Annotated in this window: 16 protein-coding genes and 2 pseudogenes; 13 read left to right on the forward strand and 5 right to left on the reverse strand. The window is 53.3% G+C overall.

Features of this window, described 5'->3' with window-relative positions; translation table 11 throughout:
• From ACLRGG_RS20680 to ACLRGG_RS20695, 4 genes are all read left to right on the forward strand, one after another.
• Positions 1 to 683: hypothetical protein (locus tag ACLRGG_RS20680; protein ID WP_416251494.1), on the forward strand; the 683-nt coding region annotated here is incomplete at its 5' end.
• Positions 673 to 918, forward strand: coding sequence for a hypothetical protein (locus tag ACLRGG_RS20685; RefSeq protein WP_416251495.1), 246 nt, complete (start codon positions 673 to 675; stop codon positions 916 to 918). The genes ACLRGG_RS20680 and ACLRGG_RS20685, both read left to right, overlap by 11 nt.
• Before the next feature lie 26 nt (positions 919 to 944).
• The gene (locus tag ACLRGG_RS20690; protein WP_416251496.1) at positions 945 to 1841 is read left to right on the forward strand and encodes a hypothetical protein; all 897 of its coding nucleotides are present in this window, start codon (positions 945 to 947) and stop codon (positions 1839 to 1841) included.
• Positions 1838 to 2068: a hypothetical protein gene (locus ACLRGG_RS20695; RefSeq protein WP_416251497.1), complete on the forward strand. Its 231-nt coding sequence runs from the start codon at positions 1838 to 1840 to the stop codon at positions 2066 to 2068. Before ACLRGG_RS20690 ends, ACLRGG_RS20695 begins: the two co-directional genes overlap by 4 nt.
• Before the next feature lie 63 nt (positions 2069 to 2131).
• On the opposite strand, the gene ACLRGG_RS20700 is transcribed toward ACLRGG_RS20695, so the two are convergent.
• The 3 genes from ACLRGG_RS20700 to modE all read right to left on the reverse strand — a co-directional run bounded on the left by ACLRGG_RS20700 (position 2132) and on the right by modE (position 4761).
• Positions 2132 to 2362, reverse strand: coding sequence for a SymE family type I addiction module toxin (locus ACLRGG_RS20700; protein WP_416251498.1), 231 nt, complete (start codon positions 2360 to 2362; stop codon positions 2132 to 2134).
• Between the two features lie 68 nt (positions 2363 to 2430).
• Positions 2431 to 3906, reverse strand: coding sequence for a molybdate ABC transporter ATP-binding protein ModF (modF, locus tag ACLRGG_RS20705; RefSeq protein ID WP_416251499.1), 1476 nt, complete (start codon positions 3904 to 3906; stop codon positions 2431 to 2433).
• Positions 3907 to 3981: 75 nt separating this feature from the next.
• Positions 3982 to 4761, reverse strand: a complete 780-nt coding sequence (gene modE / locus ACLRGG_RS20710) for a molybdenum-dependent transcriptional regulator (protein WP_416251500.1) — start codon at positions 4759 to 4761, stop codon at positions 3982 to 3984.
• Between the two features lie 144 nt (positions 4762 to 4905).
• On the opposite strand from modE, the gene ACLRGG_RS20715 reads away from it, so the two are divergent.
• From ACLRGG_RS20715 to modC (ACLRGG_RS20730), 4 genes are all read left to right on the forward strand, one after another.
• Positions 4906 to 5061 (forward strand): AcrZ family multidrug efflux pump-associated protein, encoded by a 156-nt coding sequence (locus tag ACLRGG_RS20715; protein ID WP_073980956.1) that lies wholly within the window; start codon positions 4906 to 4908, stop codon positions 5059 to 5061.
• A 145-nt stretch (positions 5062 to 5206) separates the two neighbouring features.
• The gene (modA, locus tag ACLRGG_RS20720) at positions 5207 to 5980 is read left to right on the forward strand and encodes a molybdate ABC transporter substrate-binding protein (protein WP_416251501.1); all 774 of its coding nucleotides are present in this window, start codon (positions 5207 to 5209) and stop codon (positions 5978 to 5980) included.
• A complete protein-coding gene (gene modB, locus ACLRGG_RS20725) occupies positions 5977 to 6666 on the forward strand; it encodes a molybdate ABC transporter permease subunit (protein WP_416251502.1) in 690 nt (229 codons plus the stop codon). The genes modA and modB overlap by 4 nt, the downstream gene beginning before the upstream one ends.
• Positions 6666 to 7739, forward strand: coding sequence for a molybdenum ABC transporter ATP-binding protein ModC (modC, locus tag ACLRGG_RS20730; RefSeq protein WP_416251503.1), 1074 nt, complete (start codon positions 6666 to 6668; stop codon positions 7737 to 7739). The genes modB and modC (ACLRGG_RS20730) overlap by 1 nt, the downstream gene beginning before the upstream one ends.
• Before the next feature lie 58 nt (positions 7740 to 7797).
• Here modC (ACLRGG_RS20730) and ACLRGG_RS20735 read toward each other — a convergent pair.
• Positions 7798 to 8097 (reverse strand): annotated as a pseudogene (locus tag ACLRGG_RS20735) (HAD hydrolase family protein); the annotation flags it as partial.
• 336 nt (positions 8098 to 8433) lie between these two features.
• Between ACLRGG_RS20735 and ACLRGG_RS20740 the strand changes: the two are divergent.
• From ACLRGG_RS20740 to ACLRGG_RS20760, 5 genes and pseudogenes are all read left to right on the forward strand, one after another.
• Positions 8434 to 8712, forward strand: coding sequence for a PAAR domain-containing protein (locus ACLRGG_RS20740; protein WP_416251504.1), 279 nt, complete (start codon positions 8434 to 8436; stop codon positions 8710 to 8712).
• Positions 8713 to 8763: 51 nt separating this feature from the next.
• Positions 8764 to 10122 (forward strand): S-type pyocin domain-containing protein, encoded by a 1359-nt coding sequence (locus tag ACLRGG_RS20745; protein ID WP_416251505.1) that lies wholly within the window; start codon positions 8764 to 8766, stop codon positions 10120 to 10122.
• Positions 10119 to 10586, forward strand: a complete 468-nt coding sequence (locus ACLRGG_RS20750; RefSeq protein WP_416251506.1) for a DUF6392 family protein — start codon at positions 10119 to 10121, stop codon at positions 10584 to 10586. The genes ACLRGG_RS20745 and ACLRGG_RS20750 overlap by 4 nt, the downstream gene beginning before the upstream one ends.
• 1 nt (position 10587) lies before the next feature.
• Positions 10588 to 10701, forward strand: a pseudogene (gene modC, locus ACLRGG_RS20755) (molybdenum ABC transporter ATP-binding protein ModC); the annotation flags it as partial.
• Positions 10702 to 10711: 10 nt separating this feature from the next.
• Entirely contained in the window at positions 10712 to 11026 is a 315-nt protein-coding gene (locus tag ACLRGG_RS20760) for a hypothetical protein (RefSeq protein ID WP_416251507.1), read from the forward strand.
• A 184-nt stretch (positions 11027 to 11210) separates the two neighbouring features.
• On the opposite strand, the gene ACLRGG_RS20770 is transcribed toward ACLRGG_RS20760, so the two are convergent.
• Positions 11211 to 11312, reverse strand: a 102-nt coding sequence (locus ACLRGG_RS20770) for an IS3 family transposase (protein WP_416251509.1), incomplete at its 5' end; no start/stop codon positions are given.

Consider the following 11312-nt stretch of genomic DNA (forward strand, 5'->3'; position numbering starts at 1 on the left):
AAGTTGTTGTTGAGAATAACCTTCTAGGTGGCAATGAATGGACGCAGGGAGAAAAAGCCAGGGAGCATGGTGCTGATGTTCTCTCCTGTAGTGATAATCCTTCCGGCGAAGCCTGTAAGCGCGGGCAGTCTGAAAATAAAGCTTATGCCGGAGCGCTGGCTACAGGAGGCGTGGCGTTCTTGCCCGGTGCCGCGCAGGTGATGTGGGGGTTGGGCGCAGGGGTAAACGCAGGTGCTCAGTATGCTGAAGATGGCAAGGTGAATCCGGTTAACTCTATTGTTGCTGGCTGGATAAACGTTGCCAGCATGGGGAATGGCTTATGGGGAACAGTGGGCTGGAATGCAGCCGGTGGCGCGCTAACCAATCAGATCAACGGTGACAATCCTTTAACGGGAGCAATTACTAATGGCTTGGGTTCTGCTGGCGGTTACTGGGGAGGCAAGCTAATCTCTTCAGGCACAAATGCGGCTGGTAAATGGCTAACCGGCGGCTGGGATCCTAAGTTTAATCCTGACCTGCTGAAATATACCGAAGTTAAAGGTCAACTGGGGATCTCTAAGGAGAAGTTGCCTGGTAAGCTTCCAGGCAACATGGGTAATATTGGAGCTTCAGTAATATCAGAAGGAGGCGGTAAAGGAGCTGAACAGGTAATAAAAAAAATAGGAGATAAAAATGAAAAATGATCTCCGAGTTAGATACGTTCAGTCCCTATTTATCTTAGTTGCTACGATTTTATTTATGATCGCATTATCTGTATGCGGAAAGCTTTTTTTCGCGTTGTTACTGTGGCTACTTGGAAATGGTTTTAATACAACCTGGCAGGATGTTTTGCACGGAGCGAAATTAGGACTTTATGGTGGGAGCATTGGAGGCATTGGACTCGCATTATTCCGCCTTTTTAAAGTAAAGGGATTTTAATTTATCTTGAAAAGATCCCAGCCTTTGTGGTTGGGATTGTTGTTGAGAATAATTATCTGAGTTCAACAGAAGCGCGTCAGCTTGATAAGGAAATGCAGGCCCGCAAAGCCTCCGGTGGAGACTGTGGAAAAGTGGTTGAGAAATATATCGACATCAGCAATAAAAACAGTAAGGAACTGGTTGAAGCCTGTACCGGTGGCGGCGTTGCCTGTGTGAGCTGGCAGGAACTGATACAGGGCGCCATTAATGTAGCGAATGACGCTCATCCGTCACAAATCAGACTGGATGAAAAGCTGAAAGATCCGAGTGCTGCGACACTGGTAAATTATCTCAACGGAACGGATCTTCAATTCCTGCAAGAAAATATCACGACCGGTGATCGGATTATGGATGTGGTTATGGATCCGATTTCCTGGCCAGTCGCGTTAATGGGCGGAAAAGCGATCATTAGTAATGTGGTTAATAACACCAATGAGCAGCTTATTGCGGTGGGTGTTGCAGGTACTGCGAGCGCAGGTATTCAATATGGTACAACCGGCGAGGTAAAACTGTCAGATGTCATTGGATCGGTAATCGTTGGTGGTGTTACTGCCGGTAAAGGCTACAACCCGACGATGGCATGGAATGCGGCAGGCGGTTATTACCAGGCAGAAATCAGCGGTGATGATCCGTTTATGGCGGCTTTGATGAGTAAGGCGGGGGCTTCGGCTGGCTATATAACAGGAAACATTATTAAAGTACCGATGGATAAAGTATTTAATCCAGTATCAAAGCAATATGAATGGGTACCGACCGGGGTATGGACAATCACTAAACCAGCTTCTCAGCATCCTCTACCATCTATAGTCGGTAATATGGGCGATTCAGCGGCATCAGAACTAATACCGAAATATTTAGAAAAAAAACCGGAGGCAAATAAATGATGAGAAGACTCTCTGTATTAGCTAAGGTTTTATTACTAGTTGAGTTTGCCATTTGTTCTGTTGTTATAGTTTTTTTCCTTTTTTTTGAAGGATTGACTTATCTATCTGAGGGTACATTTTATTTTGATAACTTATGGAAAGGGTTGAGAGGCGCTACTTTTGGGGCTATTCCAGCAAGTATGATCCTATGGTTTTTTTACTATGTAGTACCTACGCTAAAAAAGTGAACAAGATCTTACCCAGACCAATCCCAGCCCTCAGCGGCTGGGATTTTTTTGCCTGCTGCCTGGTCAGCGAGCGGTTCGCTTCTTCAGCTTTGCCATCACCTGAATCACCCCCATCAGCTCCCGCTGCTTACGCGCCGAGAGCTTCGGGCAGAGCTGGCGCAGGGTCTGTATCACTTCCGGCTCCGGTAAGGGCGGCTTAACCGTCAGTATCATGCAGCCGTCCATGACCCTGACCTCCAGCGGCGTGCCGGTCTCAAATCCCGCCTGTACCATCCAGTCACCTTTACGGGGCACAGCCGGAACAGGCAGGCTGTTACCAGACCCTCAGACCCTCAGACCCCCAGACCACGGAAGTCAGCCGCTTAGATAAGCGATGTCTGCTCGTAGCGGTAGCTATCCCCGTCCGGCACAAAGGTCAGGCGGTGAGTAATACAGCGTGGTGCATCTTCAGCATGATGAGAAACAAACAGCAGCTGGGTGTCGCCTTCGCCGATTAGCACATCAATAAACCGCCTGACCAGCTGTCGGTTAATCGGGTCCAGCCCCTGCAAGGGTTCATCAAGGATCAGCAGGGCCGGGTGTTTCACCAGCGCACGGGCAATCAGCACCAGCCGCTGCTGACCCCATGAGAGTCCATGAAACGGCGCATCGCCCGCCGCAGGGCTCATTCCCAGCAGATGGAGCCACTGGCCGGCAAGCTGCTGCTGGCGGTCGGACACCGCCTGATAGATGCCAATGGAGTCAAAATAGCCCGAGAGGATCACGTTGCGGACGCTACTGCTGACGCGATATTCAAGATGCAGGCTGCTGCTGACGTAGCCGATATGCTGCTTGATATCCCAGATAGTTTCACCGCTCCCGCGACGGCGGCCAAACAGGGTGAGATCGTTACTGTAACCCTGAGAATGATCGCCCGTCACCAGGCTCAGCAGAGTCGATTTCCCGGCACCGTTGGGTCCGATAATCTGCCAGTGCTGGCCGGGCTTAACCTCCCAGCTAAGATGATTGAGGATGGGCTTATCACTGTAGCTCACCACGCCGTCGCGCAGCACGATGGGCGAAATATTGTCCGCGAGGCGTGGCGCTCTGCTGTCAACGCCGTCCGCTTCAGGCAGGGCCATGCCCTCCAGCTGTTCGCTGTGGGCCAGCTGGGAGACCAGCGCCTGGGACAGAATCTCCTGCCGCGCCCCGACGTGGGTGAGGGTACATTCTGCCAGCACGCCGACCTTATCGACAAAGTCGGGAATATCGTCGAACCGGTTTAGCACCAGCACCAGCGTATGGCCGTGCCGATGCAGCGCGGCCAGCACTTCTGCCAGATTGGCGCGGGACGCCACGTCAAGCCCGTCAAAGGGTTCATCAAGGATCAGCAGGTCCGGCCCGGCCATCAGTGCCTGGCAAAGCAGCGTTTTACGGGTTTCGCCGGTCGAGAGATATTTGAATCGCCGATCCAGCAGGTGGGTTATCCCAAACAGGCCGGCCAGATGCTGGCAACGGCTGGCATCTCTGACCGTTTCCTGAATAATCTCTGCACTGGTGCGACCGGTATCATCTTCATCCGCGCTAAGCAAATCGGTGTTGTTACGCTGCCACTCTTCGGATACCAGCTTCTGGAGCTGTTCGAGCGAAAGGCGGGTAGGGCGGGCAAAACTGTTCAGGTATTCGCCTCTGGCGATGCTAAGCTCGCCAGACAGCGCCCGGGCAAGCGACGATTTACCGCTGCCGTTGGCCCCGACAAAGGCCCAGCTTTCACCTGCCGCAAGCGTCAGCGCGGGCAGTGAGAGGGTGCGGGTTGCGCTAAGGTGAAACGTGCCTTGCGAAATATGCAACGATGTCATTATTTATTCCATTTTGTGCAGGATACCCAAACTAATAATCGCCAGCCGGACTAATGTCAAATCCCTGCATCCTGATCAGAGCAGCGTCGCGATAATCACCTTATCCGCATCAAAATGTGCTGTCACGGGCAGGTCAGGCTGCAGTTTTTGCTGGTCTACCGTTTCATTACTGAGCGTGGCACAAAGCGTCTCCCCGCGCGGCAGGGCGATCAGCACCTCGCTATGGGTTTCGCCGCGCAGCACCCCGGCGACGGTACCGCGTAACTGGTTATCTGCCGTACTGGCTTCCTGCGTGACCTCAATCCAGGGCGCTTTAATCAATACCAGCACCTCTTTTCCGGCGCTCAACGCAAGGCGGTTGGCACTTTGCTCGGTGACCGCCGCTTTTATACGGGTCTGGCCGTCGGCAAGCTGCACCTCAACGTGCTGTTGAACGCGCATATGGTCACGCCCGACCACCGTGCCCGAAAGCTGATTGCGCGCACTGGTTTGCAGTGAAAAACGCGCAATGGCCCCCAGCAGGCTGCCGAGCGGCACGTCATCCTGTAGCACGTCGAACGCCTTCTGCTGAATCTGCTCCATCAGCGCAAACAGCTGCACCAGCCGCTCGCCGTAGGCCGTCAGCTGCGTGCCGCCTCCGCCTTTACCGCCGGTAACGCGCTCGACCAGCGTGCGATCGGCCAGCTGATTCATCTCGTTGATGGCATCCCAGGCGCTCTTATAGCTGATCCCGGCCAGCTTCGCGCCCTGGCTGATAGATCCGGTATGCTGGATCTGCTTTAGCAGCTCAATGCGGCGCGGATCGGCAAACAGGCGCTGCTGCAATTTAAGGGTCAGAGAGATTTCGGCCTGCATAGCGGCTCCTGTTAAAAAGGGCGATCTGCAAAGTGTACACCGTCAGGCGACCGGAGCGTAAATTGTGCGGAAACGCACAAAAGAACAGTGCACTTTTCGGCTTGCTGGTTACAATGGCTTTTTTATTCAGTAAGGGAGGCTTCAATGCTGGAGTTATTAAAAGGCCTGGCCGTCGCGATCCTGATGGTTCCGGTGGTAATGGCGATAATCCTTGGCCTGATTTATGGTCTGGGTGAAGTCTTTAACGTTATTTCTAAAATTGGTCATCGCCGCGATCGGCAGGCTAAGAACCCTCAGTAACGTCTCTCGCAGCGCCCGGCACCCGCCGGGCGCGCTTTTTCCTGCGCCTGCTCAACTTCTTCTCACCTCTGCCGATAAATTTCATGACAGTGTTTTTTTTCTCGTTATATTATCAACCATATAACGAAAACCTCTGGAGAACACCATGTCTGTAAAACTACATCTTTTCTTTGCTGGTGCGGTACTGAGCGCCAGTGTGGCGGGGCAGGCCGTTGCGGCAGAAAATATCACCGTCTTTGCTGCCGCCTCATTAACCAATGCTCTGCAGGCCATTGCTGAACAGTATCAGCAGGGCAAAGAGGTGAAGATTGTCTCGTCATTCGCCTCGTCGTCCACCCTTGCGCGGCAGATAGAGCAGGGCGCGCCAGCGGATCTGTTTATCTCTGCCGATCGGCAGTGGATGGACTACGCGGCGCAAAAGCAAACGATTGATGAGGCCAGCCGCTTTACCCTGCTGGGTAATCAGCTGGTGCTGGTGGCGCCGACGGAAAGTCATGCGCCGCAGGTGACGATTTCTAAAACGACCGACTGGAAAAGCCTGCTGAAAGGGCAGCGCCTCTCCGTGGGCGATCCTGACCATGTACCGGCGGGGATTTATGCTCAGGAGGCGCTGGAGTCGCTGGGGGCATGGCCAACCGTTTCCCCGCTGCTGGCTCGCGGAAACAGCGTCCGTGCTGCGCTGGCGCTGGTCGAACGTAACGAAACGCCGTATGGCATCGTTTACGGATCTGATGCCGTCGCCAGCAAGAAAGTGACGGTAGTCGGCGTTTTCCCTGAAAACAGCCATAAGCCGGTGGAGTATCCGATGGCCATTGTTAAAAACCATAATGGCGCCAGCGTAAAGGCCTTTTACGACTACCTGAAAGGCCCGCAGGCAGCGGCTATCTTTAAACAGTATGGCTTTACGCCTGCCTCATGATCCTTAGCGAGCCGGAATGGCAGGCCGTCGCCCTAAGCCTGAAGGTCTCGTCGGTGGCGGTGTTGTTTAGCCTGCCGTTTGGGATACTGATGGCCTGGATTCTGGTTCGCTGTCGTTTCCCGGGTAAAGCGCTGCTCGACAGTCTGATCCATCTGCCGCTGGTGCTGCCGCCGGTGGTGGTAGGGTATCTGCTGCTGACAGGTTTTGGCCGGCGCGGCGTAATTGGCGCCGCCCTGTATGACTGGTTTGGCTTTACCTTTGCGTTCAGCTGGCGCGGCGCGGCGCTGGCGTCGGCGGTGGTTGCTTTTCCGCTGATGGTTCGCGCCATTCGTCTTTCGCTGGAAGGGGTGGATGCCGGGCTGGAAATGGCGGCGCGCACCCTGGGAGCCGGGCGCTGGCGGGTATTCTTTACCATCACGCTGCCGCTGACGCTGCCGGGCGTGATTGCCGGAACGGTTCTGGCCTTTGCCCGCTCGCTGGGCGAGTTTGGTGCGACCATCACCTTCGTCTCCAATATCCCGGGTGAAACCCGCACGCTACCTTCCGCCATGTATACGCTGATTGAAACGCCCGGTGCGGAAGACGCCGCCGCGCGGCTGTGCGTCATTGCTATTGCGCTGGCGCTGGGCTCGCTGCTGATTTCCGAGTGGCTGGCCCGCTGGGGCCGGAAAAAACTGGGGGGATAATGTTAGAACTCTGTTTCAGCCAGCGTCTTGGCGACCATCAGCTCGAACTGGACGTTCAGCTCCCTGCACAGGGTATTACGGCTATCTTCGGCGTGTCCGGGGCGGGAAAAACCTCGCTGATTAATGCGATTGGCGGCCTGACCCGGCCCCAGCGGGGGCGCATCGTGCTGAATGACCGGGTGCTGAGCGATACCGCCGCCGGGGTGCATTTGCCCCCCGAGCATCGGCGTATCGGCTACGTGTTCCAGGACGCGCGCCTTTTCCCGCACTATCGCGTGCGCGGAAATCTGCAATACGGTATGGCGAAAAGTATGCGCGCCCAGTTTGATACGCTGGTGGAGCTGCTGGGGCTGAAAGCGCTGCTAACGCGCTATCCGGCATCGCTCTCAGGGGGGGAAAAACAGCGCGTGGCCATTGGCCGGGCGCTGCTTACCGCTCCGGAGTTGTTGCTGATGGATGAGCCGCTGGCCTCTCTGGACCTGCCCCGCAAGCGTGAGCTGCTGCCCTGGCTCCAGCGGCTGGCAGGGCAGGTGGCTATCCCGATCCTCTACGTCAGCCACAGCCTGGATGAAATCCTCCAGCTGGCTGATAGCGTACTGGTGCTGGATAATGGCCGGGTTAAGGCGTCTGGCCCGCTGGAAAAGGTATGGGCCAGCAGCGCAATGCGCCCCTGGCTGCCGCGCGCCGATCTGAGCAGCGTGCTGCGCGTCCAGGTTCTGGAGCAGCATCCCCGCTATGAAATGACCGCGCTGGCGCTGGGCGACCAGCATATCTGGGTCAGCCGGGTCAATGCCCCGCTGAAAACGCCGCTGCGCATCCGCATTCAGTCCGCTGATGTCTCGCTGGTGCTGCAGCCTCCGGTTAACAGCACGATCCGCAATGTTATTCCGGCGCAGGTGGCAGAGCTGCTGAAGGTGGAGGATCAGATTGAGGTCAAACTGCGCATCGGGCAGAACGAACTTTGGGCGCGGATCACGCCCTGGGCACGAGACGAGCTGATGATTAAAACGGGCATGTGGCTGTATGCACAAATCAAAAGCGTCTCACTCACCACGGATTACAGTTCGCGATAGCACGAATTACAGCGTGCTCGCGATTGCACCGATTGGAGTATCCCGCGCTCACCATGGATTACAGCACTTCGCGATAGATTGTTTCGGCAATGCCCGGTTCCAGGTTGGTGCCAATGGCCCGGCCCGCCCGGGCTTTAATCGCCTCATCGGTGTTACCCATCGCCATCCCCAGTCCCGCCGTTTCCAGCATGCTGAGGTCGTTGTAATTATCACCAAACGCCAGTACGTCGCTCATCTGGTAACCCTGAGCAGTTACCCACTGCGCCAGACGGCGGCCTTTACTGTTGCCCGCCTGAGCAATATCCACCTGGTCGTGCCATGACCATTCACAGGCCAGGCCCAGTTCTTTATCAACCCGCTATGCCTTTGTCTGCGGTAATTTAAAAGTCTGAGGACTTCTTTGCCGCTGGTACGTTACAGATCAACCGCTTGAATTAGGGGCTGAGTGTGCGGGTAGCCGATTTGGATTATTACTGACAGGAAAGGGGAAGTATGTGCCAGCCAGCGTACATCGTACCAGATCGTTCACAATGAGCACGCAAATACAAAAGGTCGCGTAAGCGACCTTTTGTATTTGCTTTTTGCCCGGAATGCGTTCACTTGCAAGGTGTGGCTATTTTGCATCCAAATTGATTTGAGTTAAGTCAGTCTTTAGATATTATGCCTACGATATCAATATGATTCATGAGTGATTATGAGCAGAGCACTGGCAAGACCTGGAGACAAGACCATGAGCGGCGGGGAGGTGATTTCAGCTTCTTCGACGATTATCGAAGAACGGAATATTGCCCTGAATGGCGATATGGCATGGTGCCCAAAAGAAACCTGCAACGGACCATTTCAGATCAATGGCACCGCGTACCACTTTGCGGAAGACAGAGCCTGTGTCGCCACTGGCGATCGGGTACTTTGTAAATGTAAAAACAATCAGGTGCTGGGTAGTACAACACTTTGGGTGGAAGACAGCCCCTAAGACCCTTTTGAGGAGCATCGCAAACGGGCTGTAGAATGGCCTGTAACGAAAATGGCGGCTGCGGCAGCAGCAATTACCGCGATCCCGGTATTCGCTAAATCGGTACTTCGCGGCACTGGCAATACTGATGCAGGAACGGCAGACGAGCCGCAGGACAACATCGGGGAAATGAGTTTCTATCAGTCCAGACCATCACAGCCAGCCCCTGAGCCAGAACAGCACGCACAGGCCGCGAAGAAGAAAACGTCACCACCTCCACCGCCAGAACCGCCAAAGAAGAAATCACTATTTGATAAAGTGACAGGCTTCTTCTTTGGTGAAGCGGAAGCAATGCCACTTCCCCCGCCTCCGGTTGTTATCGGCGGTTCAGCAGAAGCAGGAATGGTAGCAGCAGCGGGAGGAGCTACAGCAAAAGCGAATCAGGACGCAGCTAAAGCCCTTACACATTCAATGAAACACCTTTCCGGCCCTGAAGTCTGGAGCGGCTCGCTTGCGATGAATTTGCCGTTTGTTGTTATGGGGGCGATTGTTCAGTCAAAACTCAAGGGTGAAAAGAGCGATCTGCTAACCTCTGAAAAGTTACTGGAAGTCGCTCACAGCAAGGGAACTGTACCAACTCGCGTTCGCTATAACTGGATTACTGACGATGAAACCGGGCGATTAAAAGCCGTTGGCTATCATACCAGTACTGAAAGCGGGCGTGATCTGGTCCGTGTCCGTATGCTGGAAAAGCAAAGGGATGGTAGCTATGAATTCTGGGGTGATGAGCAAAGCGATAAACCGCTGATCACATGGTCGCCAGCGAGTACGCCGGGATCGCAAGATAGCTGGAATACAGGTAATAATAGCCCACAAGCGGGTACTGTTACGATTCCTGGGCTTGAGCATCCTGATATTCAGGGTGTGACTATTACCACAACGCCAGTACCGGAAGAGAAGGATTTTCGGGATTACATTCTTGTGTTTCCGGGGAACATACACCCGCCGATCTACATCTACCTCAGTAAGCCACCAGTAGAACTACTGGAAGTAGAATTATACAAGGATTTCACCGGGCGTTCACGGCAGGGGAAATATGAGGCTGATCATATGCCCTCAAAAGCAGCAGTAAAGCGGTATCTTCAGCAAGAATATCCAGGCTTAGATCGCGATCTCATTGATTCTATGGCTAATCGAGTTGCAGCTGTTGTTATTCCAAAAGAAGTGCACCAGAAAATCAGTCAAACTTATGGTGGGCGTAACAATTCTGATCAAATAACTATGGATGCTAAAAATCTGAGAAATGCGTTAGATTTGAACTTTGATGCGATAAAACCAGCACTCAAAGAATATGGTGTGACTGAGGAACAAATTGAAACTGCAAGGGCGAAGATGCACAAACTTAATGCCGAGCAAGGATTGTACAAATGACCGTAAACATTGAAGCATTAATGCGTAGTTTGGGTAAGAGCTACAAGGATATACATGATGCTGGATTGTTGCCGTACAAAACGCAGCCTTCGGCGTCTTCTGGTGATCCAGATCTTAGCTTGGATATGGCGAAAGAAGGTGTCTATTTGTCCTTCAAACGTGATGGACGTATCTTTCAGGAAATGACGTTGCGGATCCAATATGATAAAGTGAAAAATTGGATATTTCCCAACAAGTTACCTACACCGCTACAAAAAAGTATGTCTCGCCAGTGGGTGTATGAAAATTTTGGTGAACCAGAAAACAGCATTCCGCCGAGAGTAATCATGAAGCAGGAAATCGGCAGGATTGAGCGATTCACTGTTGAAGATTTTCATATCCCTATCACTATGCAAATACGGTATGACATGGCAGAAATGGTTGAGGCAGTAACCTTTTTACCTACGTCAGAACTTCGCTGGTAGCTACGTATTCCAAGACGCGCGCCTTTTCCCGCACTATCGCGTGTACGGGAATCTGCAATACGGTATGGCGAAAAGTATGCGTGCCCAGTTTGATGCCCTGGTAGCGCTGCTGGGCCAGCAGCGCTATGCGCCCCTGGCTGCCGCGCGCCGATCTCAGCAGCGTGCTGCGCGTCCGGGTTCCGGAGCAGCATCCTACAAGGGTTGCTGCTATTGGTGTACCTAATGGAGTACATCGGAATGATAGTGAAACTTATGGAGGCCGAAACACTCCTGAAAAGATACTTGCTCACAGTTATGATCTCCGTGCCGCAGCAAATCAGAACTTTGACGCTATAAAACCAGCACTCAAAGAGCACGGGGCTACAGATGAACAATTAGAGGAAGCAAGGGCAAAATTGCATCAGATTAATGAAAGCATGGGGATATATAAAAAATGGTAGTAAACGTAGAAGCATTACTGAGAAGTATCGGTAAGACCTATCAAGAGATTTTCGATAAAGGCTTGAGAGCCTGTAATTTAAATTGTGTATCTGCCTGTTTTTGATATCTTCACTCCAACAACGGAGACAGGCAAATTATGGACGAAAAGTGGACTGACCCCACATCAGTAGACAAATCCTGTCCTCACGACGAGGCCTGTTCAAAGGCCTCAGGACTGACGCCGCCGGGATGGCTGTGGCGCCGGGCCCGGTTGTAGAATACTTCAATGTAATCGAAGATATCCGC

It is taken from the genome of Erwinia sp. PPS120 (assembly GCF_047918655.1).
Classification (GTDB): Bacteria; Pseudomonadota; Gammaproteobacteria; order Enterobacterales; family Enterobacteriaceae; genus Erwinia; species Erwinia tasmaniensis_A.

Coding starts and splice junctions, on each gene's coding strand:
- ACLRGG_RS20685 (WP_416251495.1), top strand. CDS start 673: ATGAAAAATGATCTCCGAGTTAGATACGTTCAGTCCCTATTTATCTTA.
- ACLRGG_RS20695 (WP_416251497.1), top strand. CDS start 1,838: ATGATGAGAAGACTCTCTGTATTAGCTAAGGTTTTATTACTAGTTGAG.
- modF (WP_416251499.1), bottom strand. CDS start 3,906: ATGACATCGTTGCATATTTCGCAAGGCACGTTTCACCTTAGCGCAACC.
- modE (WP_416251500.1), bottom strand. CDS start 4,761: ATGCAGGCCGAAATCTCTCTGACCCTTAAATTGCAGCAGCGCCTGTTT.
- ACLRGG_RS20715 (WP_073980956.1), top strand. CDS start 4,906: ATGCTGGAGTTATTAAAAGGCCTGGCCGTCGCGATCCTGATGGTTCCG.
- modA (WP_416251501.1), top strand. CDS start 5,207: ATGTCTGTAAAACTACATCTTTTCTTTGCTGGTGCGGTACTGAGCGCC.
- modB (WP_416251502.1), top strand. CDS start 5,977: ATGATCCTTAGCGAGCCGGAATGGCAGGCCGTCGCCCTAAGCCTGAAG.
- modC (WP_416251503.1), top strand. CDS start 6,666: ATGTTAGAACTCTGTTTCAGCCAGCGTCTTGGCGACCATCAGCTCGAA.
- ACLRGG_RS20740 (WP_416251504.1), top strand. CDS start 8,434: ATGAGCAGAGCACTGGCAAGACCTGGAGACAAGACCATGAGCGGCGGG.
- ACLRGG_RS20745 (WP_416251505.1), top strand. CDS start 8,764: ATGGCGGCTGCGGCAGCAGCAATTACCGCGATCCCGGTATTCGCTAAA.
- ACLRGG_RS20750 (WP_416251506.1), top strand. CDS start 10,119: ATGACCGTAAACATTGAAGCATTAATGCGTAGTTTGGGTAAGAGCTAC.
- ACLRGG_RS20760 (WP_416251507.1), top strand. CDS start 10,712: ATGCGCCCCTGGCTGCCGCGCGCCGATCTCAGCAGCGTGCTGCGCGTC.